This is a genomic window from Emcibacteraceae bacterium (genome assembly GCA_041396985.1).
Lineage (GTDB): Bacteria > Pseudomonadota > Alphaproteobacteria > Sphingomonadales > Emcibacteraceae > Pseudemcibacter.
Genome location: JAWKXO010000001.1, coordinates 921,596 through 948,086, shown reverse-complemented (window position 1 = coordinate 948,086; position 26,491 = coordinate 921,596). Strand labels below are relative to the sequence as shown.

The window sequence follows — 26,491 nt, the reverse complement described above, 5'->3', positions numbered from 1 at the left end:
AATTATATATAATCGACCGGATTAAAGCCTTATTTTTGCCACCAATTTTCCTATCATGAATATGTATAAAAGAGTATTGTGTAATTTATGTCAGAAAATGTAACAGAGAACAGATCCTTTAAAACCAAGTCAATTGCCGAACTTGCCGGAGCCATTAACAACTCGACATTCCGGCGGTTTGGTTTTGTAAAGAGCGATATTCTCATCCATTGGAAAGAAATTGTAGGAGCTGTTCTGGCAAAATCAAGTCTGCCTGAGCGTCTGATTATGCCCAAACATAATGAATATGACGGTATTCGAGCGGGTACACTTCATATTCGGGTAGAGGGAAGTTTTGCTCCAGAAATGCAACATCTTGAACCTCTGGTCATTGACCGGATAAATTCTTATTATGGCTATAAAGCTATTGAGAAACTTGTTTTTCACCATGGTATGATCAATCCGGTTCCAGAGAAAAAGAAATATCAAAAACCGATTCTTAACGATTCTCAAAAAAGTGAACTTGATTCTCTGCTTAAAAATATAAAAGATGACAAATTAAGAAAAAGTCTTTTACGGTTGGGGCGGAGCTAATCAGCGGGAATAATCAGCAAAAACCGAAGCAAACCAAGAGATTTACAAGACGCAGGCTGGGGAGCATGAAAACAGGGTTAAAAAAGATCGGTAAAAGCAGGGCACTTTGTTATTCTTGACTTGATTTGTAGATAATTTCATTTTTATATTAACAACAATATATTGTAGGTAGATTATGATTAAACAACTATATACGCGAAAAATTGCTGTCTTTATTGGAGCGGCGCTCTTTGGAATGCTCTTATCCATACTACCGGGCTGTGCTCAGGAAAACAGTGATTCTGGGGCGTCGACAAACGCAGAAACATCTGCTGATATGTCATTTCTCGACCATGATATGGTTCTGGGAGATCCGAATGCACCGGTGGAAATGATAGAGTATGCCTCACTAACCTGTGTGCATTGTGCTGAATTCCAGAAAAGAATTTTGCCTGAGATTAAAGAAAAATATGTTGATACGGGAAAGTTGAAAATTGTGATGCGCAGCTTTCTTCTGAATGCAATTGATGCTCAGGCAACACTCCTGACTCGTTGTGTTCCGGAAAAGCGATATTTCAAATTCATGGAAGCACTGTTTACATTACAGGATCAATGGTACGATATTCCGGAATATCAAAGACTGACCAGTCAACATGATGCACAAACGGCAAACCGGATGTTCGTTGAACATACTATGGGGGAAGTTGAAAAAATGGCACGTCAGATAGGCTTGAATAAAAGTAAAATTGACGCCTGCCTGACGGATCAGAAAATTGCAGATTATGTATTTTCAGTACACAGAGGCGGTATTGAGCAATATAAGGTAAATGCTACTCCAACAATTATCGTCAATGGCAATAAAGTAAATCTTGATCTGGCATCTGTTGAAAATGCTATCGAGGCGGCACTGAAATAAGTTTCGGCGCAAAAATATAGGAAGGGAATATTTTGCATTTTACGCGACTAAGATTATCCGGGTTTAAATCATTCGTTGATCCGACGGAACTGGTTATTGAACCTGGGTTAACGGGTGTAGTGGGCCCGAATGGTTGTGGAAAATCAAACCTTCTTGAAGCCCTGCGATGGGTGATGGGGGAAAATTCCGCAAAAAGCATGCGTGGGAATGGGATGGATGACGTGATTTTTGCAGGCACCTCAACCCGTCCCGCCCGTAACCTTGCTGAAGTTACCCTCAGTCTTGATAATCAGGACCGAACAGCGCCATCTGCTTTTAACGATGAAATTGATCTTGAAATTTCAAGGAGGATTGAGCGGGATAGCGGCTCCGCCTACCGGGTGAATGGCAAGGAGATCCGCGGCAAAGATGTTAAGCTTATGTTCGCGGATGCCTCAACGGGTGCCCATTCGCCTTCTTTGGTAAGTCAGGGACGGATTGGTTCTCTGATTAGTGCCAAGCCAAAGGAAAGAAGGGCCATCCTGGAAGAAGCAGCCGGGATCAGCGGGCTTCATTCGCGTCGTAATGAAGCTGAAAGCAAGCTTAAAAGTGCGGATAAAAACCTGGAACGGTTGGGCGATGTGGAAATCGGTCTTCAGGAGCAGATCAGAAACCTTAAAAATCAGGCAAGGCAGGCAACACGCTATAAGAATGTCGCCGGTGAAATTAGAAAACTTCAGGCACTTCTCCTGTATATCGAATGGCAGACTATAGAAAAAAATATCGGCACGACGTCACGGGATGAGAGGGAAGTATCGCTCATTGTCGCTAAAGTAACGGCTGAACTTGCAGCGTTAAGTAAAGAGCAGGCCATAATTGCATCAGGACTTCCCGAACTTAGACAGAATGAAGCCGAACTGGCGGCGAAGCTGCACCGGATAACTGTAAGCCGTGACAGTCTCGACGGCGAAGAGCAGCGCGTAATAGAAACACAGGAAAAGCTGAAGGCGCTGCTTATTCAGATAGATCAGGACGAAGAACGGGAAAAGGACGTTATTAAGGATTCTTTATCCACTATGGAGCGTCTTGAGGTTGAAAAGAAATTTCTTGAGGATGAAATTGCTGGTGCTACAGGTAATATTGAACAACTTGCAAAAAATTTACAGGAAAAACAGTCTGATACACTGGACGCAGAACTGGCACTGGAAGAATTGACGGGAAGACTGGCGGAAAGAAATGCTGACCGTATCAATTTTACCCGTGAGATTGAAGAGCGCAGGGGGCAAATTCAAAATCTTGAAGACCAGAAAGTCACTGTTGAGGAAAGACTTTCCACACTTGAGAATAATAATCTGTTTACCCAGACTTTAAGTGGTGCCGAGAAAAAACTGAAAGAGGCCGAGCAACAGATAACAAAAATGCGCCTGGCCTTTAATGAGGCAGAAGATAAGAGACAGTCAATTCAGCAAATGGAGCAGGAGGCAAGAAATCTGCTACAAATGTGTGAAAGCAAACTGGCCAGAGTAAAAGCAGAGAAAGAAGCCCTTGAAGAAGTGTTAAGTGCCGATTTTGATGGCAAAGGCATCCCTCTTCTTGAAAAGCTGTCTGTTAAAAAAGGCTATGAAACAGCCCTTGGTGCTGCCCTAAATAGTGATCTGGATGCTAGCGACGATCCCCAGTATTCTGTGCACTGGCGGGAATTGCCGCCCTTGGGTGAAAATAATAAATTCCCGCAAGGGGTGGAAACTCTTGATCAGTTCGTTAAGGCTCCATCGATTTTAAAAAGACGTCTTTGCCAGATAGGTGTTGTGGACAGTGAAGAAAAAGCCCTTGAAATTTTAAAGGATTTAAAAGCGGGACAACGTCTTGTAACGCTTGGCGGTGGTCTCTGGCGATGGGATGGGCTTTGTGTTTCTCCTGATGCGCCATCGGGAACTGCGATCAGGCTTGCCCAGAAAAACAGACTTGAAAATCTCAAAAACGAATATTCAGAAAAAGAAAAAGAAGTATTAAAGGCATCAGAAAATCACAGTAAATTTAGTGAAGAGCTTTCATCCATAAAAGACATAAGCAGGGCGGCGCGTGACGAATGGCGCAAAGCGGATGAGGAAGCGATAAATGCCCGTCGGGAGATGACCGAAGCTGAGAAACTGGCTGCCCGGCATCAGTCGGAAGAGACTGCTCTAAAGGATCGTCAGGCTCACATTGTGCAGGATTTGAAAGATCAGAATATTCGTTATATGGCGGCAATAGAAAATCTCGAAAAATTGCCGGAGATGGTTGAGCTTGAAGAACTGATTGCCCAAAACAGGGAAAATGTGGAAGCGCGTCGTAGAGAATTTTCAGAAGCCAGAATCGCCCATGACAGTCATCAAAATCAAAGCGAAATGCGCCTTAAGCGCCTTGAGCAGATAAATTCTGAATATGACAATTGGCAGGTGCGGATTAGAAACGTCAATAATCATCTTGAAAATCTCGCCATAAGAAGCGAGGAAACAAAAAAAGAGCTGAGCACACTGGAAAACAGACCCGGTGAGATTGTTGTAGAGCGACGTAAACTGAATGTATTGATTGACGAAGCCGAAACGGAAAGAAAAGCCGCTGCGATTAAATTGGCGGAAGCAGAAAATACGCTGGCCAGCAAAGAGCGTGAAATGCGTGAGGTTCAAAGTCGTGTCAGTGAAGCGCGTGAGCGTAAAGTACGCCTTGAAACCAATCTTGAGCAGTTTATCGAACAGAAAGATCATCTGGGTCGCCGTATTCAGGAAGAGTTTGACCATGAACCGGCCGAACTTTTCGCTCTTGCAGAACTTAATGAAGGTGATGAATTGCCGGATGAAGATGAATCGCATCAGAAGCTGGAGCGCCTTAAAATTGAGCGTGAACGACTTGGGGCAGTGAACCTAAGAGCTGAAATTGAGCTTGAAGAAATAAATGCCCAGCTAGATGCGTCTATTAAAGAGCGTGAAGAGCTGGAAGAGGCAATCAAAAGACTGAATAAAGCCATTTCAGATATTAACCGAGAAGGCCGTGCCCGCATGCTCAAGGCCTTTGATGAGGTGAATAATCATTTTAAAGATTTATTCACCACCTTATTTGGTGGCGGTGAAGCTTTTCTTGAACTTACAGAATCTGATGACCCGCTCGATGCAGGACTTGAAATTATGGCCAGTCCTCCGGGCAAGAAAATGCAGAATTTGGGCCTCCTTAGCGGTGGTGAACAGGCTCTTACAGCGCTCTCGCTCATTTTTGCGGTGTTTATGACAAACCCATCACCAATTTGTGTGCTTGATGAGGTTGATGCACCGCTTGATGATGCCAACGTGGAACGATTCTGTGATTTGCTTGATGAAATGAGAAAAAACACCACCACCCGTTTTCTGATTGTGACGCATAATGCCATCAGCATGAGTCGTATGAACAGATTATATGGTGTGACAATGGCGGAAAGAGGGGTTTCCCAATTGGTTTCTGTTGACCTGGAAAGTGCTGAAAAAATCCGTGATCGGGTCACGGATTCTCAATTTCAGAACGCCTGAATATTTTAAAGCTTTTTACTGAAAAAAATTTGATCTTAAATACCATTTAGTTTCAATAAGTTAATTTTATGAAATCGGGTGAATAATGAGTGCTTTTTGGTGCTTGACAGCTGTGACGTCTGAAACTATGTTGCACACAATTTTACGGGTGTGGGGCAAGGTGTTTTCAAGTGTAACATCTCTCCGGAATATGCAGGAGCCTTTCATTGACTGACAATAAAAAATCGTCAGAGGAAATGAAAGCGGAACTGGATGATTTAAACGCCCGGTTAAGCGCCGCTCGCGAAGCCTCTAAACCAAAAGTGGCAGGCGGGTATAATGAAGCGACCACTTATGGCAGGGCCACAAGACTGGTTGCGGAATTGATTGCCGGAATACTGGTAGGGGTGCTTTTGGGCTGGTATTTGGACCAGTGGTTGGGTACCAAGCCGTGGCTTATGATCCTGTTGATCATAATTGGGGCCGCTGCTGGTATTTTGAATGTTATGCGTGCCGCCAAGCAAATGGTGCAAGGTGGGTCGTATAATGAAGAAGGTAAATAGAGACTAAGGATATTTAAAGTGGCAGGTCCGCTCGAACAGTTTGAAATTCATTCGAAAGTTCCGATTGAGGTCGCTGGATACGATATTTCAATCACAAACTCTGCAATAAGCCTGGCAATTGCCCTGGTTATTTTGATGGTCTTTATGCTGGGTGGTATGCGTAAAGCGGCGCTGGTACCAGGCCGCTGGCAGTCCAGTGTTGAAATGTGTTATGAGTTTATCGCCAAAATGCTTGGGGACACAGCTGGCCATGAAGCCCGCCAGTTTTTCCCATTTGTCTTTACGCTCTTCATGTTTATTCTGACCGCAAACCTGATGGGAATGGTGCCCTGGCTGCATCTCTTTACAGTTACCAGCCATATTGCAGTCACCTTTGCGTTGGCATTTTTTATTTTTATTGGTGTAACAATACTGGGTTTCATTAAGCATGGAATTGGCTTTTTGAAATTTTTTGTTCCTGGTGATGCGCCACTTGCTTTGTTGCCCTTGCTGGTGATTATTGAGATTGTATCTTATCTTTCCCGCCCAATCAGCCTTTCAGTGAGGTTGTTTGCAAATATGGTTGCAGGACATACCATGCTGCAGGTGTTTGGTGGATTTGTGGTAAGCCTTGCGGCAGCAGGAGGTATTTTCGCTCTTGGCTCAGTATTGCCATTTGCATTCATCGTTGCCCTAACCGGACTAGAATTACTGGTTGCCTGTTTGCAGGCATATGTATTTGCAGTATTAACCTGCATTTATCTGAACGACGCTCTTCATATGCATTAATGGATATGAGAAACGAAACTTTTAACGACTAAATGAATTTAAACTTTTCATAATTAAAGGAAAATAAAATGGAAATGGAAATCGCAACCCTCGCAGCAAATGCTGACATCCAAGCTGCTCGTTATATTGGTGCCGGTCTTGCCTGTACAGCGCTTATCGGTGCTGGTGTTGGTATTGGTGTGATCTTCGGTAACTATGTTTCTGCAGCAATCCGCAACCCATCTGCTGCCGGTCCGGTTTTCGGTCAGGCGATGCTTGGTTTCGCTCTTGCTGAAGCGACTGGCCTTTTCGGTCTGGTTATCGCCTTCATTATCCTGTTCGTATAATAAGTCTGAACTTTAAAATTAGATTATTAATGAACAGGCCTGATCCGTCAGGATCAAGGAGGAACCCATGCCACAATTAGATCCAGCGGTATTTCTGCCCCAGATTTTCTGGTTAATCGTTGTTTTTGCAGCACTCTATATTTTTATTGCCCGTAAAGCGGCACCAAAAATTGCAGATGTGCTTAAAAAACGTCAGGATAGAATTGCTGATGATTTAACAGCTGCGGAACAGCTTCAGGCAAAAGCTGAGGAAGCCCGCATCGCCTTTGAAAAAGCACAGGCAGATGCCCGTAATAATGCGGCATCGATTGTGCTGAGCAAGAGGGATGAGATTAAGGCTGATACCGAGGCTGCTTTGCAAAAGCTCTCTGAAGAGTTGAATGCAAAAATTGATGAAGCACAAAAACGCATTGATGAAGCAAAAAGCAAGGCTTTGAGAGACGTCCGTGACGTTGCAACCGATGTCTGTTCAGAAATTGTATCGCAAATTTCAGGATTAAATCTGGATAAAAAATCAATTGAAAAAGTTGTTAAAGCAAAAACCGATGCTGCCATGAAGGGAGACGCATGATGGAAGAACATGTAAGCTTCTTTGCCAATCCTGAAAGCTGGGTTTCAATAGCGATCACAACTTTCTTCATTCTTATCATCTGGAAAAAAATTCCGGCTGTTTTTGCCAAAATGCTTGATGACAGATCGCGGGAAATTGAAAATCAGCTTGAAAATGCAAGAAAACTTCAGGCTGATGCCGAGGCGCTTCTTTCAAAATATGAACGTGATCTGCATGATGCTGAAAAACAGGCTGTTGAGATGATGGAAAATGCAGAAGCGGAAGTGAAGCTGATGGTTTCAGAAAGCAAAGCGCAAATGGCCGAGCTGACCAAGCGGCGCAGCGAGTTGGCCGAGCAGAAAATTGCTTTGGCTGAAGCCGCCGCACTAAAAGAGATCAGATCGTTAACCGTTAACATTGCGACCGAAGCGGCCCGTGACCTGATTGGCGAAAACATGAAAAAAGCCGATCATGATAATCTGATCAAATCCGGCACGGATAAACTGGATGCTAAATTCCATTAATCTATGGCGATAAAAAGTTTTAAAGCCCTGTCATAATTGACGGGGCTTTTTATTTTTTAAGGCTGTAAATGGAATTTTCTGTCGGTGGGCTGTCGCTGCCGACTTTTCCCAATTCAACCAATCGGATCAAATGGGCAAATATAGTCCTTGATGCCGCCAGATAGAGGCTCTTATCAATCGCCGGGTAGATCATCCTTACAATTTGATCCATTGATTTGTCGCCCTGTTCAAGAAAACGGCAAATTTCATTATCCCGTCTTAACCTGTGGGCATAAACCTGTTTCACAAATTTTTTGGGATCATCAATGGGCCATCCATGGGTTGGGTAATAAATATTATCATCCCGCATCAGTAATTTTTCGAGACTTATCAAATATTTGGTCATATTGCCATCCGGCGGTGAAATAATAGTTGTTGACCAACCCATGACATGATCGCCGCTGAATAGGGCTTTCTCCTCCAATAGCGCAAAACAAAGATGATTGGAAAGATGTCCTGGTGTGTGAAGTGCCTCAAGCGTCCAGTTGTCCCCTTTCAAAATATCGCCATCTTTTATAAGTATGTCAGGTTTGAATTTTTTATCGAGCCCTTCTGCACTTTTGCTCATTGAATATTGCTGTCCACTTATATCAAACCCATATATTTTTGCTCCGCAACGTTCTGCAAGGGGTCTTGCTCCCGGTGAGTGGTCGGTGTGATTGTGGGTTACCAGAATGTGGCTGATCTGCTCGCCTTTAAGGGAAGAAATGATAGCCTCAATATGGTCAGTCATATCGGGACCGGGATCTATGACAGCCACATTTTTATGGCCGATAATATATGTACCGGTACCTTTAAATGTATAGGGGGCGGGGTTGTTGGCAGTGATGCGTCTAATAAGCGGGCTTATATTCTCTATTACCCCATATGGAGGTGAGAAATCCTGCATATATTAATAAGCTCTGTTGATGCAGAAATCGACGATCCCGATCAGGGCTTTTCTATACTCATTATCCGGGAAGATTGCCAATGCATCACGGGCAATGGATCCATAATGACGCGCACGTTCAATAGTGTCAGAAAGGGCATTATGCTTATTCATAAGCTTGATAGCATGTTCCAGATCGCCTGCTTCCTGCTCAAGATCTTCCATCGTTCTTCTCCAGAACTGGCGCTCTTCGTCAGTACCGCGTCTGAAGGCAAGAACAATTGGTAATGTTATTTTTCCTTCCTGGAAATCATCACCGACAGATTTGCCCAGCGTTTTCTGCTCTGCCGAATAATCCAGCACATCATCAATAAGCTGGAAAATAATGCCAAGATTTTGGCCGTAACTCATCAGTGCTTCGCATTCTGATTTAGGGCGGGCAGCAATAACGCCGCCGATTTCACAGGCCGCTGCAAATAAGGCTGCTGTCTTTGCACAAATAACTTCCATATAAGCGTGCTCGGTCGTGTCCGTATCATTGGCTGTGACCAGCTGCAGCACTTCACCTTCAGCAATAACGGAAGAGGCACTTGAAAGAATGCGTAAAACCTCTAGTGATCCGTCCTCAACCATCAGTTCGAATGAACGGCTGAATAAAAAATCGCCAACCAGAACGCTGGCTTTATTTCCCCAGATGGCATTGGCGGTATTTTCACCGCGCCTAAGATCACTTTTATCGACCACATCATCATGAAGAAGGGTTGCAGAATGAATAAACTCAACACAGGTGGCCAGATGGATATGACGGTCACCTTCATAACCACATAGCCGACTGGCGGCGAGTGTCAGAAGAGGACGCAGTCTTTTGCCGCCTGAAGCAATCAGATGCCCGGCAAGCTGAGGGATAAGGGCAACTGGGCTCTGCATTTTGAGCAGAATTGTCTGATTAACTTTTTCAAGATCATCACTTACAAGATCAACCAGTGTTGCGAGTGCGGTCGCACCTTTATCTTTTTTTTCTTCTTCAAAATTTATTACAAGGCCCACTTTTCTTTTCCCTGTTGCGGATTTTAAATTTACGCTAGAACTGAATATACTGCAAAATAGTCATATGGGTACATTATGGCAAGCAGACAAACGAGAAACCACATAAAAAAGGGCAATTTTATTGAAAGATTTGTTATTTACTTCCAATCCTGTGTTACTTTCCCGCATTTCTGCGATTTTGGAGGCAGAAAATATTGAATTTGTTGTTCTGGGCGGTGTTGCAAGTCTGTTTGGAGGTAGTTTTGCAGGTATGTCGACACGGGTGATGGTTGAGGAAAGTAAATTTGAAAGAGCCATAAGATTGATTCGTGAAAATCATCTGCAGGATGATGTGGAACTCGTGCAATGACTGACGGGAAAATAACAAAAGATGACTTTCTGGGAGGGCGCATTTCATTAAGCCAACCTGCAAAAGGATACAGAATTACCAGTGACAGCGTCTTTCTTGCTGCAACGATCAGCCTAAAAGCAGGTGACAAAATTCTTGATGTGGGTGCTGGCACCGGTGCAATCCTCTCATGTCTTTCAGCACGTCTAGGCGAAAATGCCAGCGAAGTTACCATGCACGGAATTGAAATTCAGGATGACCTGATAACATTGGCCATGGAGAATTCAGGGGGAACCATAAAATATTATAAAGGCGATATATTCGATGACGTACCGGGATGTGAGCCGAACAGTTATCATCATGTTGTCAGCAATCCGCCTTATTATGAAAAGGGTAAGGTAAAAGCCTCACCTTATAAAACCAAAGCTGTCGCACAAGGCGATGGAATTTCTGATTTAAGGCTTTGGGTCGAAAGATGCTTGCGTATGGTCCGGCCAAAAGGCTTTATCACACTCGTCCACAGGGCGGACCGGCTTGACGATATTATTTGTGCTTTAAGCCAAAAGGCAGGGTCCATCATCATTTATCCGCTTTATTCAAAAGCAGGCAAAGATGCCAACAGGGTTATTATTCGTGCCCAAAAAGATGCAAATGGACTTTTATCCTTGAAATCAGGACTGATCGTGCATAAATCTGATGGACATTACACGGATCAGGCAGAAAATATTTTACGACATGCCCGGTATTTGGATATTACAGAATAAAGAAGAAATTTTATGAAAAAAACATTCCGTAACCTCATTTCAAAGCTTCCCATTGATGCACTGGCCAATCCGGCGCCGGTTGTTGCCGTATTGCCGCTTGAAGGGGTGATCGGCTCAAGCGGCCGTTTTAGCAACGCCATCAATCTGGCTAATCTGGAAGATAAAATTACTGAAGCATTTGAAGTTTATAATGTAAAGGCGATTGCCCTGACTATAAATTCCCCGGGCGGATCACCTGTTCAATCTGAACTGATCGTTAAACGTATTCGTGAGCTTTCAAAGGAGAAAGATATCCCCGTTTATGCTTTCGCCGAAGATGTGGCCGCATCCGGCGGTTATATGCTTGCGCTGGCTGGTGAGGAGATTTATGCACATCAGGCCTCAATAGTCGGTAGCATTGGGGTCATTAATGCAGGATTTGGCTATCCGGCAGCAATTGAGAAACTTGGGATTGAACGTCGCGTTTACACAGCCGGGGAGAGCAAATCCCTGCTTGATCCCTTTAAGCCGGAAGTGGAAAAAGACGTTAAAATGATGAAAAGTCTTCTGAAGGAAGTTCATGATTTCTTTAAGGATTTTGTCAAGGATGCCCGCGGAGACAGGCTGAAAGGCTTGCAGAAGACTATTTTCTCCGGTCAGGTCTGGAATGGCGAGGAAGCCACTAAACTCGGGCTGATTGACGGTGTCGGGGATATGCGCTCCGTAATGAAAGAAAAACTTGGCGATGATGTTAAATTTAAACGCATTAAAGAGGAAAAAAGCTTCTTTAAAGGTCTTCTGGGAATGAGAAGTCCAAATGTGTCAATCGCTGATGATGTGATTAAAACGCTTGAAACAAGAAGCGAATGGGGCCGATTTGGCTTGTAAAGAGCCGTTATTTTCCACGCAACTTTCTTAATAATTCAGTAAAGCCTGAAAGCTCGGATTCATATTCGATTTGTGAAATGCGCGCGCTGTCCAGAAAACGGCTCCAGGCATGATATGGTGTTTCCGGTGTGATTAGGCCATTATCGCATGTGGTTGACGTTTTAATCCCCAACTCATCAAGAATATGCCAATGTTCCTTTGACCAGACACCACTGGGGTAGCAAAAATGGCTCATTGGTTTTTCAAGCAGGGGATTAATTTGTTCCTTGTTTTTCTCAATTTCTTTGGCGGCTAGGATTGGGTCTGTGGGAAATGTATGGCGGTGAGTATGAATTTCAATATCCATTTTTCCTTCCACACACTCCTTAAGCTCAGCCTGGTTGATGAGATTTAAAATCCTGCTTTTATTAAGGACATCAAAATCCTGACCGGTTGCTTTTCCAAGCTTGGTGAGTAGGTTTACCCTGTCTTCGTTTCGCTCATAGGCCTGTCCGGTTGCCGTAATTTTCAGGCGGGCTTTTTCGCATTCTTCTGTTCCCGCTTTCACAGTTCCCAACCCCTCGATCCCCAGTTGGGAAAGATCAAATTCATCAAGCTCACTATTCCAGAACATATAATTGACCCCAAGAGTGAAGATGGGGCAATCCTTGTCAAAATAATAAGACGTTAGGTAAAGTGTAGACGGAAACCCATATTTTTTTAAAACGGGCAGACCAAGTGCATAGGTGCTATAAAATCCGTCATCAATGGTAATAACAACTGAATTATCCTCTATATTTCCCGATTTTGTTGCCTGAAAAGCTTCTTCAAGTGAAATGACATTATAGCCTTTGTCTTTGAGAAAGCGCATACGCTCATCAAAAATGTCCGGTTTAATAAATAATCCGGGGACAAATTTCTCCTCATTTTTCAGGCTGAAACCATGATAACAAAGAATACGGATTCTATTTCTGTAGGATAATTTGGCCAGATGGAAAAGGCCGATATATTTCGCAACCATCAGAATGGTTTTTTTTATGGTGTCTTTCACTGATGGCTATTCCATGCTGATTCTTATTAATTATTTGAAAATAATGGTTTTTTTTATTTAAGTTCAGAGATATATATACCCTTGGAACTAACCTCCACTTTAGTTTATGTGAATTATAATTTCAAGCCTTGACCTAGGCCATCCGGATAGGTAGTTTTCAGCGTGTTTTTCTTCATTTAAATTAGGAAGATCCTGCCTTATGAGTGGTGATAATTTGGACGATACTTGTTTTCAAAATCTTATTTTGAAATTGCAGCACTTTTGGGCGGATCAAGGCTGTGTCATCTTGCAGCCCTATGATATGGAAGTCGGTGCCGGTACATTTCATCCGGCAACGACGCTCAGGTCACTTGGATCCAAGCCATGGAAAGCAGCTTACGTTCAACCCTGTCGTCGACCAACAGATGGCCGCTACGGCGAAAATCCAAACCGTATGCAGCATTATTACCAGTTCCAAACAGTCTTAAAACCATCTCCTGATAATATTCAGGAACTTTATCTTAAAAGTCTTGAAGTGCTCGGCATTGACAGTAGTCAGCATGATATCCGTTTTGTTGAGGATGACTGGGAAAGTCCAACCCTTGGGGCCTGGGGTCTTGGCTGGGAAGTATGGTGTGATGGAATGGAGGTAAGCCAGTTTACCTATTTTCAGCAGGTTGGCGGTTTTGACTGTAAACCGGTTATGGGTGAACTGACATACGGCCTGGAAAGGCTGGCTATGTATATTCAGGGTATTGATAACGTATATGACCTTCGCTGGAACAATGATGGCGTAAAATATGGTGATGTATTTTTACAGAACGAACAGGAATTTTCGGCCTATAATTTTGAGTTGGCCAATACGGATGCATTATTCCGTCATTTCAGTGATGCAGAAACAGAATGCCGGTCAATCCTGAAACAGGGGAATTATCCACTGCCTGCTTATGATCAATGCATAAAAGCATCCCATTGTTTTAACCTGCTTGATGCCCGCGGTGTTATCAGTGTTACTGAGCGTCAGGCCTATATCGGCCGGGTTCGTGCCCTCGCCAAGGCTTGCTGTGAAGCTTATCTGGTTTCATTGGGTGAGGAGGCATAAATGGCTGAATTTTTACTTGAAATTTTCTCGGAAGAAATTCCCGCCCGAATGCAGGAAAGGGCTGCTGCTGACCTGACCGCTCTTGTTACCTCAAAATTGGATGATGCAACGCTGGCTTATGGTAATGCTACTTCTTATGTAACTGCAAGAAGGCTGACACTTCATATTAATGGTCTCGCAACCGAACAGCCGGATGTTTCCGAAGAACGTCGTGGCCCAAGGGCCGATGCGCCGGAGCAGGCAATTGAAGGTTTTCTGCGCGGTGCCGGGATCAGTCGTGAAGAACTGATTGAGAAACAGGATAAAAAGGGATCATTTTTATATGCCGTTATCAATCAGAAAGGTCGCCCTGCGGCAGATGTCATTGCGGAATTCCTGCCGGATATAATTAAAAACTTTCCGTGGCCGAAATCACAGCGCTGGGGGTCTGGAAATTTACGCTGGGTTCGACCCATGCACAGTATTCTCTGTATTCTTGACGGGGCCATTATCAATTTTGATGTTGATGGCATTCAGTCGGATAATAAAACGCGCGGTCATCGTTTTATGGCACCGGATGAAATAACGGTTTCGTCATTTGCCGACTATAAAAAGAAGCTGGAAGATGCCTATGTTCTTATAGACCGCAATGAACGTATGGATAAGGTTGCTAAGGAGGCAGCTAAAATTGCAGCAGAATCCGGACTTGATATAGTTGAGGATCAGGGTCTTCTGGGTGAAGTGGCAGGGCTTGCGGAATATCCTGTTGCCATGCTGGGAAGCTTTGATAAAGAATTTCTTGATGTGCCGCCGGAAGCATTAACATCAGCCATGCGTACCCATCAGAAATATTTCTCACTTAAAGATAAAACGGGCAATCTGGCCAATAAATTTATCTTTGTGTCAAACATGATAACCTCTGATAGTGGTGCAAAAATTATTGATGGGAATGAACGTGTCCTGCGCGCCCGGCTTAGTGACACAAAATTTTTCTGGGATCAGGATTTAAAAACAAAATTGGCTGATCATCTGCCGGCGCTGGATGACATTATTTTCCATGCGAAACTGGGTACTGTCGGCAAACGTGTTGAAAGGCTTGAAAAACTTTCAGGGTTTATAGCGGGCCTCATTGGTGCTGATCAGGACAAGACAAAATTGGCGGCAAAACTGTCTAAATCGGATCTTGTGACCGGTATGGTTGGTGAATGTCCGGAACTTCAGGGACTAATGGGAAAATATTTTGCCCTGCATGAAGGACTGGATAAAGACATTGCCAATGCCATTGCTGAGCATTATTCGCCGAAAGGACCGTCTGATATGTGCCCTTCAGCGCCGGTTAGTATGGCGGTTGCTTTGGCTGAGAAGATAGATACTTTGGTAGGCTTTTTTGCAATTGATGAAAAACCGACTGGGTCGAAAGATCCGTTTGCACTTCGCCGTGCGTCCCTTGGTATTATCCGTCTGGTTATCGAGAATAAATTACGGATTGGGCTGGATGATTTAATTTCAAAATCAGCGGAAACCTATGGATTTGACTATGATCAGGAAGATCTTATGAATTTCTTTTGGGACCGACTTAAGGTCTACTCCAGGGATGGGGGCATCCGGCATGATATTATCGGTGCTGAATTCTGTTGGGATTTTGTAAAGTTGATGAACAAGGCAAAAGCCTTGCAAAGTTTTGTGTTAACCGATGACGGTGAAAATCTCCTGGCCGGGTATAAAAGAGCGGTAAATATCCTTGTCGCAGAGGAAAAGAAAGATAACGTGAATTATCAGGGAATTGTTAACCAATCATTGCTAGAAATGTCAGAGGAAATAGCCTTATTTAATGCTTTGTCAGATGCTGAAAATAAAGCGGTGGCAGCTAATGAAGATGAAGAGTTCGAGGAAGCCATGTCACAATTATCCACACTGCGTGGACCAATTGATAATTTCTTTGAAAAAGTAACAGTAAATAGCAATAACGATAAAATACGCGAAAATAGATTAAAATTATTATCACAAATCAGGACAACCATGAATTTGGTCGTCGATTTTTCTAAAATAGAAGGTTAAGTAATTATGGCAAAATGGGTTTATAATTTCGGTGATGGATCGGCTGAGGGCGAGGCGTCCATGAAGAATTTGCTCGGCGGGAAAGGGGCTAATCTGGCGGAAATGTCAAATCTTGGCCTTCCGGTTCCCCCAGGGTTCACAATCACCACCGAAGTTTGTACAGCATTTTATGAAAATGACAAAAATTATCCAGATGATCTGGTTGAACAGGTAAAGGCGTCAATTGCAGCAATTGAAAACACTGTTGGGGCCAAATTTGGTGATGAGGAAAACCCGCTTCTTGTGTCTGTCCGCTCCGGCGCGCGTGTTTCAATGCCGGGTATGATGGATACGGTTCTTAACCTTGGTCTTAATGATAAAACGGTTGAGGCGCTGGCCCGCAAAAGCGGTGATGAGCGATTTGCCTATGACAGTTACCGCCGGTTCATTCAGATGTATTCAGATGTGGTTCTGGGTGTTGAACATTATCTGTTTGAAGAACTACTTGAAATTCATAAAGAAGAAAACGGTTATATTCTTGATACAGAGCTAGGGGCAGCAGACTGGAAAGAGCTGGCACAGGCATTTAAGAAAAAAGCGGAACAGGAACTGGGCCGCCCATTCCCGCAGGATGTGAATGAACAGCTTTGGGGTGCCATAGATGCCGTGTTCGGGTCATGGATGATTGAACGGGCAATGGTATATCGTCGCCTTCATAATATTCCACATACCTGGGGGACAGCTGTTAACGTCCAGTCAATGGTTTTTGGTAATATGGGCGATGATTGTGCAACCGGGGTTGCCTTTACCCGTGATCCATCAACGGGTGAAAATGCCTATTACGGTGAATATCTGATCAATGCGCAAGGCGAAGATGTCGTTGCCGGGATCAGAACACCACAAAACCTGACCAAAGATAGCCGTATTGCGGCAGGCTCGGATATGCCATCTATGGAAGAAAGCATGGAAACTGTTTATAATGACCTTGCTGATGTCTTTCAAAAGCTGGAATCCCATTACCGGGATATGCAGGATATTGAATTTACCGTTCAGCAGGGTAAATTATGGATACTGCAAACCAGAAGCGGTAAGAGAACAGCACCTGCTGCACTGAAAATCGCTGTTGAAATGGTTCATGACAATATTATCACCAAGGAAGAAGCCTTGATGCGGGTGGACCCTGCAGCACTTGATCAGCTGCTTCATCCGACGCTGGACCCGAAAGCCCACCGTGATGTTCTGACCAAAGGTCTGCCGGCATCACCCGGTGCGGCCAGCGGTATCGTGGTCTTTAGTGCCGATGAGGCGGAAAAACTGGCTAAAGAAGGAAAAGATGTCATTCTGGTTCGTATTGAAACAAGCCCGGAAGACATTCACGGAATGCACGCGGCAAAAGGTATTCTGACAAGCCGTGGTGGCATGACGTCACATGCGGCTGTGGTTGCCCGTGGCATGGGTCGCCCCTGCGTGTCGGGCGCTGGTGCCCTTTATATTGATATGGCTGAAGGGACCATTACTGTAAACGGCCGGACTATTAATCGACATGACATTATCACAATCGATGGCGGTAATGGCGAAGTAATGGCCGGTGAAGTTGCAACAATAAAACCACAACTGGGGGGTCATTTTGCCGAGCTTATGGGTTGGGCGGACGGCAAACGTAAATTAAAAGTCCGCACCAATGCGGAGACACCGCTTGATGCCACAGCTGCGCGTGAATTCGGCGCAGAAGGAATCGGCCTTTGCCGGACCGAGCATATGTTCTTTGACGCTGACCGTATTGTGAATGTGCGTCAAATGATTATGTCAAACAGCGAAGAAGGGCGCCGTTCCGCTCTCGAAAAACTTCTGCCTGTACAAAAGCAGGACTTTATTGAGCTCTTTACAATTATGAAAGGGCTTCCGGTAACCGTACGTCTTCTTGACCCGCCGCTTCATGAATTCCTTCCTCACGAAGATGAAGATTTCCGAAATGTTGCGGAAGCCATGAATGTTGACATCAGTTTCCTTAAACGTCGCGCGGAAGAGCTTCATGAATTTAATCCAATGCTTGGACACCGGGGGTGCCGTCTTGGTATATCCTTCCCTGAAATTTATGAAATGCAGGCGCGGGCTATTATTGAGGCGGCGATTGAAGTTTCCAAAACTCTTGGCGAAGCCGTAATTCCGGAAATTATGGTGCCACTTGTTGGAACCCGCAAGGAACTTGAAATCCTCCGCAAGCTGATTTGTAAAACCGCTGACGATATAATTGCACAGTCCGGGGAGAAGCTTGAATATCTTGTTGGGACTATGATTGAGCTACCTCGTGCTGCCCTACGCGCCGGGGATATTGCCAATGTTGCGGACTTCTTCAGCTTTGGTACAAATGACCTGACCCAGACCACATTTGGTATCAGCCGGGATGACAGTGGTCATTTCCTTGATGATTATCTAAAAGCGGATATTTATGATCAGGATCCTTTCGTCAGTCTTGACCAGGAAGGGGTTGGAGAGTTGGTGAAAATCGGCGTTGAACGTGGTCGAGCCACAAGGGCGGATCTTAAAGTCGGCATCTGCGGTGAACATGGCGGTGATCCGGCATCGGTTGAATTCTGCCATAATACTGGTCTTGACTATGTATCCTGTTCGCCTTACCGTGTTCCTATAGCAAGATTGGCCGCAGCACAGGCCGCATTAAAGCAGGGATGATATGAGAAGCTTGTGGAAATGGATGAAAATCAGAAAATTTCTGTTTCTTTTATTTCCACTATTGATGTTTTCAGGTTGTGGTCAGCAGGAACGGAGTAATATACTCACTCCGGATGGCTCACCTTCCGTATCAATAATGGATTTCAGCAATCCAGTTTCGCTAAAACCGCTTGCCGAAGGCTGGTATCACAGAACTTTCTGGTTTGTCTCCCCTATGGATATTTCCTTTGTAACCAAGGACGGCCATCCATCAATCAGACTGGCCACGGATAATAGTGCTTCCATGCTTTTTCGATATGTTGATTTCAATCTGGATCAGTATCCTGAACTAGGTTGGGACTGGATGGTTGAAAAAGGGATCAATAGTGACATCAGTGAACTTACCGAGGAAGGGGATGACCAGCCGGCAAGACTTTTTTTAAGTTTTGAAGCACCAAACGGTGAAAAACATCGCATGGAAATTATCTGGGGCAATCGTGAGGTAAAGCGGGGCGACTGGAAATATATAAAAGGGTCATCCTTCCCCCATTATGTGGCAAACGGTGGTGATGAAAATATTGGCAGGTGGTTTCATGAAAATGTTGATCTGGTCGCTCTTTATGAACATTTATGGGGGCCTTCAACCGGTGTCAGGCTGACAGATATCGGCTTATTCTGTGATACGGATGCAACAGGCGGGCAGACCGTTGCTTATTTTTCTGATATCCGGGCCAATGCGAAAGTGGTTCAATAAAATTTATTTTCCAGAATTTAAAGAGTGGCCAATATCGCGACCAGCAGAATAACCGCAATAACCAGCACTAAAAGTGTTCTGTTGTCACTGGGGTTTGTGTGTTTTTTCTTGTTTCTGTGGAATTTGCTCATCTTAATCCCCTTATGGAATATATATCATTCTACTGCAATCTTATGTCATCATTCAAGCATGTCAAAAAGATTTTTATCCAATTATTTTAATTGAATCCCAAATCAGGACAAGTGAATTGTGGCTGTAAGAAATCCTTACAATTACTGACTAAATTACTGCACTGATTGAAAAGTTAAATTGTTAACTTATTGATAAGTAATAATAATTTGTTTATGGCATGGGAATTGCTAATAAATGCAGCAGTTCGTTAATAAAAAGTAAACAAGTATGGATTTTGTAAAAGGGGTGCATTTAATGTTAAAATCAATAATCAGAAACAGTATTTTATCAGTGGGTTTGTTAATGACTGTTGGATCGCTGGCCAATGCATCCACACACGATATGATCCCCAACATTGATGATCAGAAAATTGTTGATTTTGAATATTTCGAAAGAAAGCAGGATCGTTGTCTTGAAGCTTTCTCCCGTTCTGAATTTGAAGTGGCCTTTGCGATTTGTACACCACTTGCCAAAATCGGTTTCAGAGATGCGCAGCTGGTAACCGGACTTCTTTATGCATATGGCGAAGGTACTGATAAAAATCTTCAGAGAGCCAAGATATGGCTTATGGAAGCCTTAAAAAACGGACGTGAGGACGCGGCGCAGGCGCTTAGCGAGTTTGGGATGGACTAATTTCAAAAATAAAGCTGTACTTTGATCGGCGAAGCTCTTAAATTCCGGCGAGTTTAAGAGCTTTTTTAATTTTGAGAATACCCATGTCGTCCCTGGACAAAGAAGTAAACCGCCGCAGAACTTTTGCGATTATCGCCCACCCGGATGCCGGAAAAACCACATTGACAGAAAAACTGCTGTTATTTGGTGGCGCAATTCAAATGGCAGGTGAGGTAAAAGCGCGTGGTGACCGGCGCCGGGCCCGTTCCGACTGGATGAAAGTTGAGCAGGAGAGGGGAATTTCGGTTGCCTCATCCGTAATGTCGTTTGAATATGAAAAGAGGATGTTCAATTTGCTCGATACACCGGGCCACGAAGATTTTTCGGAAGATACGTACCGGGTGCTCACGGCGGTAGACAGTGCCGTCATGGTGCTTGATTCAGCAAAGGGCGTTGAAGGTCAGACAAAAAAATTATTTGAAGTTTGCCGGCTGCGCGATATGCCGGTTATTTCTTTCTTTAATAAAATGGACCGTGAGGCATTAAACCCTTTTGAGCTTCTGGATGATTTGGCCGATAAGCTGGCACTTGATGTCGCACCGGCAACCTGGCCCATCGGCATGGGCCGTGATTTTAAAGGGTGTTATGATCTGATCAATGATCGCCTGATCCTGATTGAAAGAAGCAAGGGAGACATTCCGGATGCCGGTGTGGTCTGTCAGGGGATTAACGATCCGAAACTTGATCAGCTTTTACCTGAAAACCTCGTATCAAAACTGCGTGATGATATTGAAATGGTCAGAGAATTATGCCCTGCATTTGATCAGAAGGCTTATTTAGAAGGGACGTTGACCCCAGTTTATTTTGGCTCTGCTATTAATACATTTGGTGTTAAGGAACTTCTGAATGGATTGACTGATTATGCGCCAATGCCAGGTAACTATACAACGGATTTGCGCACAGTGGATGCGCATGAGCCAAAAGTCAGTGGATTTGTTTTCAAAATTCAAGCCAACATGGACCCGAAGCATCGTGACCGCATTGCATTTTTCAGACTTGTTTCCGGTAAATTCAAACGGGGAATGAAGCTCAAACATGTGCGCGATGGCAAGACCATGAACCTTCATAACCCGGTTTTATTCCTCGCCCAGGACAGGGAGCTTGCAGAAGAGGCATGGCCCGGTGACATCATCGGAATACCGAACCACGGAAATTTACGGATCGGCGACAGCCTAACCGAAGGTGAGAATTTAAAATTTACCGGCATTCCAAGCTTTGCACCAGAGCATATTCAGACAGTGCGTGCTGAAGATCCAATGAAAGCAAAGCATCTGGCACGTGCCCTTTATCAACTGGCAGAAGAAGGTGCGGCAAGGGTTTTTAAACCTGTAATCGGGTCAGAATGGTATGTTGGTGTGGTAGGTATTCTTCAGTTTGAAGTGATGGCTGACCGCATCCGTACTGAATATGATGTTCCCTGCCGGTTTGAAACGACATCGCTTTATACTGCCCGATGGGTTGAAAGTGACGACCCGTTCAAGCTTAAAAAATTTATCGATAGCAACAAGGCAAATATGGCAGAAGATCATAATGGTTCCCCGGTTTTTCTTGCTCGTAACGCGTGGCGCCTGGATAAAGCCATTGAGGATAATCCTGATTTAAGATTTTTAAAGACAAAAGAACAACTTATATAAAAATCTTCTTTGTTGTAAATCCATTGAACCCATGGTTATAATAGCATCTTCTAATATATAAGCCGGACTTATTTAAAATGGATGATGAAATCAAAATATTGTTTGATTTTTACGAGAGTGATTTCACGGCTCCCTATCAATTTGAGCTTTTTAAGTACTGGCAAAATTTGAAACGGGGTAGATTAATGCCGAAACGTTCCGAAATAAAAGTGGAAGATCTTAAAAAAAATCTGCCGACTTTGATGTTACTTGATTTTGATAAGGAAAAAGAAACCTTTTCCTTTCGACTGATCGGTACGGCCTGCGTTAAATATTATGGTGAGCTTACAGGAAAAATAATGAATGATTATGAGCAGCATAGTCAGGCTGTAAAGAGACTTTTATGGAGCGTGCAACATAAAAAGCCATATTATGGCATCAAAAATCTAGCCAATATAAATAAAAATTATATCAGCACATCATTTATTGTCCTGCCATTGTCTGAAGATGGTGAAAATGTTGATAAGCTTCTTGTATCACACCATTTCTACTAATTTTCCGGGATCCATTTTTCAACAATTGTATGTAGTTCCGGGCGGCTCCGTTCAGTTGGTTCCTTATCGGTGCTGCCGATATAGATAAACCCTGCAATTCGTTCTTCTTTCGATAGCTTGAGAATTTTTAAAATTTCTGGATCATAGGCATACCATTCCGACAGCCATTGTCCGGCATATCCCATGGCATTGGCGGCCAGCAGAATATTTTGGCAAACGGCCCCGGCAGACAGAATTTGCTCCCATTCCGGCACTTTAGGATTTTCCGGTGTTGCTTTTGAAATGACGGCAATGATAAGAGGGGCCCTTAGAAAACGCATTTCTTCGAATGTAAGAAGATCAGGGTCTGTACCGGGATTATTTTTTTCAAATATCTGTCGCAAAATTTTGCCAATTTTTGACCTTGCCTCACCTTCAAAGGTCAAAAACCGCCAGGGGGCCTGTTTTTTATGATCGGGAACTCTCGCACCAATGGTAAGGATCTGATTAAGTTGCTCCTCACTAGGGCCAGGATCAGTCATATCCTTGACAGTTAAAGAGCGTCGCAGCATCAGCAGATCAAGTGTTTCTTCGGAAGGATGGCTTGCCGGAAGCCGGTCACAGGTATCCGGTATTTTTTTAGTGGAGATCATAAATTTCTCAAAATATATTCTTAGTTGGTATTGATTTTAATGGTTTCTGTTTTTCCGCTTTCACCTGGAAAATTCTGAAAAAGAGCATCAACCATATAAGGCATTATCTGCGCTAAATTTGGATTTTTGTTAATGCTTTCGACATGGCCTTCATATAACCGCTGTCCGGTACTCAGATCAATAATATTCATGGTCAGACGGCTTACATAAGGGACAACCGGTTCAGATGAACCGAATGAAGTTGAAATACCAAGCCCCAATGAAGTGCTGCTTCGGCGGCCGCCGCTTCCCACTCCCATGCCAAAGGACACACCTGAATTATCATTGTCAATTACAGTATTGCCGATGGGGCCGATACCATAGCCAATCTCGGCAATATACTGGCTGGCGCCATTTTCAGGCGGGTGGAAACCCACATTTCCCAGTTTACTTCCGATCAACTGTGCATATGCGCGAAATTCAATGCTTTGCTGCAAGGTGGGGTCAATGGATATCACTTCAATGGTTTGTCCGGTCACGGGTGGCAGATGATGAAAACGGGTCACATTATTTTTTATGCCGGATGAGCAGGCGCAAAGAAGCAGGGTACTGGCAAGAATGATTGTGGTTTTTAGATTCTTAATCATGATATCCATCCTTTAATTTAATATAGAGTATCAAACTCCTGATAAATGTTCTACGATTAAAATAAGGCAAAATGTCGATCTTTGGACTTGCTTCTTTATGTAAATTGGGTATAAAACCCTTTCCACACCCATCAGGGCGGTTAGCTCAGTGGTAGAGCACTACGTTGACATCGTAGGGGTCACTAGTTCGAACCTAGTACCGCCCACCATCAAATAGATTAAAAATACTTCTTACAATATTTGGCCTTATGGATTAGAGTTCTGAAATATTGAGAGAATATTTAAATGTCATTAAGTCATCTTAAGCGTTTGGAAGCCGAAAGCATTCATATAATGCGGGAAGTTGTGGCTACGGCCCAATCGCCAGTCATGCTTTATAGTGTCGGAAAAGACAGTGCGGTAATGCTTCATCTGGCACTTAAGGCTTTTGCTCCTGGAAAATTACCGTTTCCTGTAATGCATGTGGATACCACCTGGAAATTTAAGGATATGATTACCTTTCGTGACAGGATGGTAAGGGAACATGATCTGGAACTTATCGTTCATATTAATCAGGATGGGGTTAAGCAAGGCATAGGCCCATTCAGTCACGGTTCTGCTACCCATACGGATATTATGAAGACTGTGGCCTTAAAACAGGCGCTAGATAAATATGGTTTTGACGCTGCTTTTGGTGGTGCCCGTCGGGACGAGGAAAAATCACGCGCCAAGGAGCGGATTTTTTCATTTCGTTCCGAAGGACATCGGTGGGACCCGAAAAATCAGCGCCCCGAGCTTTGGAATATATATAATTGCCGCATCAATAAGGGGGAAAGCATACGCGTTTTTCCCTTATCAAACTGGACCGAGCTGGATATCTGGCAATATATCCATCAGGAAAATATCAGCATCGTTCCGCTATATTATGCCGCCGAAAGGCCAGTTGTCATGCGTGACGGGCAGCTCATTATGGTTGATGATGACCGCATGCCCATAAATGAAGGCGAAGAGGTTTCGCACCGCAAAGTACGATTTCGTACCCTTGGGTGTTATCCTCTTACGGGGGCAATAGAGAGCGAAGCCGATACTCTGGAAGCGATTATTCGAGAAATGCTGCTTGCCCATACATCGGAACGTGAAGGGCGTGTTATTGATAAGGATGCGGATGCCTCCATGGAGCAAAAAAAGAAAGAAGGGTATTTTTAATGACCAGTCTTTCTATTACGGATATTTCGGATTATCTCAATGAGCAGGAGCAAAAATCTTACTTACGCTTTATTACCTGCGGTTCAGTTGATGACGGTAAATCAACCCTGATCGGGCGCCTTTTATATGACAGCAAACTCATTTTTGAAGATCAGCTTGCCGCTCTTGAAAAGGACAGCAAAAAGCAAGGAACACAAGGTCAGGATATTGACTTTGCTTTACTGGTAGACGGGCTGGCGGCAGAGCGGGAGCAGGGGATTACGATTGATGTTGCTTACCGCTTTTTCACGACAGACAAGCGAAAGTTCATTGTTGCCGATACTCCGGGCCATGAACAATATACCCGAAATATGGCAACGGGCGCCTCAACAGCCGACCTTGCTATAATTATGATTGATGCCCGTAAAGGTATACTGACCCAGACAAAACGCCACAGTTTCATTGTCAGTCTTCTTGGGATTAAGCATGTGGTCCTGGCCATTAATAAAATGGATCTGATGAGTTTTGATCAGGAAGTTTTCAAAAAAATTGGTGAAGAATATAGACTATTTGCGAAAGGTCTTGGTTTTGAAGAAATCGTTTCCATACCGTTATCTGCCCTTAAAGGGGATAATATTTTAAACATTTCGGAAAATACACCATGGTTCCAAGGTCCCAGTTTAATGGATCAACTGGAAAGCGTGCAGATTGATGCAAAAGAAGCTGAAAAACCATTTTGTCTTCCGGTGCAATGGGTTAATCGTCCGAACCTTGATTTCAGGGGCTTTAGCGGCACTATTGCTTCAGGCTCTATTGCCGAAGGTGATGAGATTGTGGTGCTCCCAGGTGCAAAAACGGCCTATGTAAACTCTATCATATCTGCCGATGGTAATGTGAGAAATGCCGAGTTCGGAGAAGCAGTAACCATCTGCCTGGATCGTGAACTTGATATTTCACGGGGAGATGTTATCTCGCAATCAAGCAATAGGCCAGAAATAACAGATCAGATTCAGGCATATATAATATGGATGCACGAAGATGAAATGCTGCCCGGGCGGCCTTATCTGATTAAAACCAATAACAGAACTCTGGACGGTGTAATCACAGATTTGCGGCACAGGGTTAATGTCAATTCACTTGAACAAGAAAGCGCAAAAACTCTGGCACTGAATGAAGTGGGCCTTGTTAATATCAAGCTTGGTCAGAAAATCGTCTTTGAAGCGTATGTAGACAATAAAACTCTGGGCAGTTTTATCATAATTGACAAATTTACCAATGCGACAATTGGCTGCGGCATGATCAAGTTTGGACTTCGCCGGGCCAGCAACGTACACTGGCAGGCGGTCGATGTGGGTAAGGAAAGCCGGGCAAAACAAAAACACCAAAGCCCTAAACTGCTCTGGTTCACCGGACTTTCAGGGTCAGGAAAATCTACAATTGCCAATCTGGTTGAAAAGAAACTCCACGCTATGGGTAAACATACTTATCTGCTGGATGGGGATAATATCAGGCACGGCCTTAACAAGGACCTCGGCTTTACAGACGCGGACCGGGTGGAAAATATCCGCCGGATCGGAGAGGTAGCCCATTTGATGGTTGATGCGGGGCTGATTGTTCTGACCGCCTTTATTTCGCCTTTTCGGGCAGAGAGGCGAATGGTCCGTGAAATGGTCGGGACAGGCGAATTTATTGAAATTTTTGTTGATACACCGCTTGAAGTTTGTGAGCAGCGTGATGTAAAAGGGCTTTATAAAAAAGCGCGGGCAGGGGAGCTTAAAAACTTTACCGGAATTGATAGCCCATATGAGGAGCCGGATGCCGCTGAGATTCATGTCAATACAGTGGAGTTTTCAGCAGACGAGGCCGCAGATATTGTTGTGAAAAAGTTGGGGTATTAAA

25 protein-coding genes and 1 tRNA gene are annotated in these 26,491 nt (G+C 44.0%); 21 read left to right on the top strand and 5 right to left on the bottom strand.

Annotated features, from left to right (window positions below; genetic code table 11):
• Window positions 1–87: 87 nt before the first annotated feature.
• The 8 genes from R3D86_04585 to R3D86_04550 all read left to right on the top strand — a co-directional run bounded on the left by R3D86_04585 (window position 88) and on the right by R3D86_04550 (window position 7,696).
• Window positions 88–573: a DciA family protein gene (locus R3D86_04585; protein MEZ5757477.1), complete on the top strand. Its 486-nt coding sequence runs from the start codon at window positions 88–90 to the stop codon at window positions 571–573.
• A gap of 175 nt (window positions 574–748) precedes the next feature.
• Window positions 749–1,468, top strand: a complete 720-nt coding sequence (locus R3D86_04580; protein ID MEZ5757476.1) for a thioredoxin domain-containing protein — start codon at window positions 749–751, stop codon at window positions 1,466–1,468.
• A 32-nt stretch (window positions 1,469–1,500) separates the two neighbouring features.
• Window positions 1,501–4,986 carry a chromosome segregation protein SMC gene (gene smc, locus R3D86_04575; protein MEZ5757475.1) on the top strand — a complete coding sequence of 1,162 codons (3,486 nt, stop codon included), beginning with the start codon at window positions 1,501–1,503 and terminating at the stop codon, window positions 4,984–4,986.
• A gap of 206 nt (window positions 4,987–5,192) precedes the next feature.
• Complete coding sequence (locus tag R3D86_04570; protein MEZ5757474.1) at window positions 5,193–5,528, top strand: AtpZ/AtpI family protein; 336 nt, start codon at window positions 5,193–5,195, stop codon at window positions 5,526–5,528.
• A gap of 18 nt (window positions 5,529–5,546) precedes the next feature.
• Window positions 5,547–6,296, top strand: coding sequence for a F0F1 ATP synthase subunit A (locus R3D86_04565; GenBank protein MEZ5757473.1), 750 nt, complete (start codon window positions 5,547–5,549; stop codon window positions 6,294–6,296).
• Between the two features lie 74 nt (window positions 6,297–6,370).
• The gene (locus tag R3D86_04560) at window positions 6,371–6,622 is read left to right on the top strand and encodes a F0F1 ATP synthase subunit C (GenBank protein MEZ5757472.1); all 252 of its coding nucleotides are present in this window, start codon (window positions 6,371–6,373) and stop codon (window positions 6,620–6,622) included.
• A 67-nt stretch (window positions 6,623–6,689) separates the two neighbouring features.
• The gene (locus R3D86_04555; protein ID MEZ5757471.1) at window positions 6,690–7,193 is read left to right on the top strand and encodes a hypothetical protein; all 504 of its coding nucleotides are present in this window, start codon (window positions 6,690–6,692) and stop codon (window positions 7,191–7,193) included.
• Entirely contained in the window at window positions 7,190–7,696 is a 507-nt protein-coding gene (locus tag R3D86_04550; GenBank protein ID MEZ5757470.1) for a hypothetical protein, read from the top strand. The genes R3D86_04555 and R3D86_04550 overlap by 4 nt, the downstream gene beginning before the upstream one ends.
• 49 nt (window positions 7,697–7,745) lie before the next feature.
• On the opposite strand, the gene R3D86_04545 is transcribed toward R3D86_04550, so the two are convergent.
• Together R3D86_04545 and R3D86_04540 are read right to left on the bottom strand one after the other, a co-directional pair.
• Complete coding sequence (locus R3D86_04545; protein MEZ5757469.1) at window positions 7,746–8,624, bottom strand: MBL fold metallo-hydrolase; 879 nt, start codon at window positions 8,622–8,624, stop codon at window positions 7,746–7,748.
• Window positions 8,625–8,627: 3 nt separating this feature from the next.
• Window positions 8,628–9,650 (bottom strand): polyprenyl synthetase family protein, encoded by a 1,023-nt coding sequence (locus tag R3D86_04540; GenBank protein ID MEZ5757468.1) that lies wholly within the window; start codon window positions 9,648–9,650, stop codon window positions 8,628–8,630.
• Between the two features lie 121 nt (window positions 9,651–9,771).
• On the opposite strand from R3D86_04540, the gene R3D86_04535 reads away from it, so the two are divergent.
• From R3D86_04535 to R3D86_04525, 3 genes are read left to right on the top strand one after another with little or no spacing between them, the layout of a single operon-like run.
• Entirely contained in the window at window positions 9,772–9,999 is a 228-nt protein-coding gene (locus R3D86_04535; protein MEZ5757467.1) for a DUF2007 domain-containing protein, read from the top strand.
• Window positions 9,996–10,742: a methyltransferase gene (locus R3D86_04530; protein MEZ5757466.1), complete on the top strand. Its 747-nt coding sequence runs from the start codon at window positions 9,996–9,998 to the stop codon at window positions 10,740–10,742. Before R3D86_04535 ends, R3D86_04530 begins: the two co-directional genes overlap by 4 nt.
• Before the next feature lie 12 nt (window positions 10,743–10,754).
• Window positions 10,755–11,609, top strand: a complete 855-nt coding sequence (locus R3D86_04525) for a S49 family peptidase (protein MEZ5757465.1) — start codon at window positions 10,755–10,757, stop codon at window positions 11,607–11,609.
• 7 nt (window positions 11,610–11,616) lie between these two features.
• Here R3D86_04525 and R3D86_04520 read toward each other — a convergent pair whose 3' ends face one another.
• The gene (locus R3D86_04520) at window positions 11,617–12,639 is read right to left on the bottom strand and encodes a polysaccharide deacetylase family protein (GenBank protein ID MEZ5757464.1); all 1,023 of its coding nucleotides are present in this window, start codon (window positions 12,637–12,639) and stop codon (window positions 11,617–11,619) included.
• A 199-nt stretch (window positions 12,640–12,838) separates the two neighbouring features.
• Between R3D86_04520 and R3D86_04515 the strand changes: the two genes are divergently transcribed.
• The 7 genes from R3D86_04515 to R3D86_04485 all read left to right on the top strand — a co-directional run bounded on the left by R3D86_04515 (window position 12,839) and on the right by R3D86_04485 (window position 22,170).
• Window positions 12,839–13,720 carry a glycine--tRNA ligase subunit alpha gene (locus R3D86_04515; protein ID MEZ5757463.1) on the top strand — a complete coding sequence of 294 codons (882 nt, stop codon included), beginning with the start codon at window positions 12,839–12,841 and terminating at the stop codon, window positions 13,718–13,720.
• Entirely contained in the window at window positions 13,721–15,757 is a 2,037-nt protein-coding gene (gene glyS / locus R3D86_04510) for a glycine--tRNA ligase subunit beta (GenBank protein ID MEZ5757462.1), read from the top strand.
• 6 nt (window positions 15,758–15,763) lie between these two features.
• Window positions 15,764–18,427, top strand: a complete 2,664-nt coding sequence (ppdK, locus tag R3D86_04505) for a pyruvate, phosphate dikinase (GenBank protein ID MEZ5757461.1) — start codon at window positions 15,764–15,766, stop codon at window positions 18,425–18,427.
• A gap of 1 nt (window position 18,428) precedes the next feature.
• Window positions 18,429–19,160, top strand: coding sequence for a DUF3047 domain-containing protein (locus tag R3D86_04500; protein MEZ5757460.1), 732 nt, complete (start codon window positions 18,429–18,431; stop codon window positions 19,158–19,160).
• Window positions 19,161–19,586: 426 nt separating this feature from the next.
• Entirely contained in the window at window positions 19,587–19,964 is a 378-nt protein-coding gene (locus tag R3D86_04495) for an SEL1-like repeat protein (protein MEZ5757459.1), read from the top strand.
• An 83-nt stretch (window positions 19,965–20,047) separates the two neighbouring features.
• Window positions 20,048–21,637 carry a peptide chain release factor 3 gene (locus tag R3D86_04490; GenBank protein MEZ5757458.1) on the top strand — a complete coding sequence of 530 codons (1,590 nt, stop codon included), beginning with the start codon at window positions 20,048–20,050 and terminating at the stop codon, window positions 21,635–21,637.
• A 77-nt stretch (window positions 21,638–21,714) separates the two neighbouring features.
• On the top strand, window positions 21,715–22,170 hold the full coding sequence (locus R3D86_04485) for a PAS domain-containing protein (GenBank protein ID MEZ5757457.1): 456 nt from the start codon (window positions 21,715–21,717) through the stop codon (window positions 22,168–22,170).
• Here R3D86_04485 and R3D86_04480 read toward each other — a convergent pair.
• Together R3D86_04480 and R3D86_04475 are read right to left on the bottom strand one after the other, a co-directional pair.
• Complete coding sequence (locus R3D86_04480) at window positions 22,167–22,802, bottom strand: nitroreductase (GenBank protein MEZ5757456.1); 636 nt, start codon at window positions 22,800–22,802, stop codon at window positions 22,167–22,169. The genes R3D86_04485 and R3D86_04480 overlap by 4 nt on opposite strands.
• Before the next feature lie 20 nt (window positions 22,803–22,822).
• Window positions 22,823–23,428, bottom strand: coding sequence for a DUF4136 domain-containing protein (locus R3D86_04475; GenBank protein ID MEZ5757455.1), 606 nt, complete (start codon window positions 23,426–23,428; stop codon window positions 22,823–22,825).
• 134 nt (window positions 23,429–23,562) lie between these two features.
• Here R3D86_04475 and R3D86_04470 point away from each other — a divergent pair.
• The 3 genes from R3D86_04470 to cysN all read left to right on the top strand — a co-directional run bounded on the left by R3D86_04470 (window position 23,563) and on the right by cysN (window position 26,490).
• Window positions 23,563–23,637, top strand: a tRNA-Val gene (locus R3D86_04470).
• A 76-nt stretch (window positions 23,638–23,713) separates the two neighbouring features.
• Window positions 23,714–24,613, top strand: coding sequence for a sulfate adenylyltransferase subunit CysD (gene cysD, locus R3D86_04465; GenBank protein ID MEZ5757454.1), 900 nt, complete (start codon window positions 23,714–23,716; stop codon window positions 24,611–24,613).
• Window positions 24,613–26,490, top strand: coding sequence for a sulfate adenylyltransferase subunit CysN (gene cysN / locus R3D86_04460; protein MEZ5757453.1), 1,878 nt, complete (start codon window positions 24,613–24,615; stop codon window positions 26,488–26,490). Before cysD ends, cysN begins: the two co-directional genes overlap by 1 nt.
• Window position 26,491: the final 1 nt, after the last annotated feature.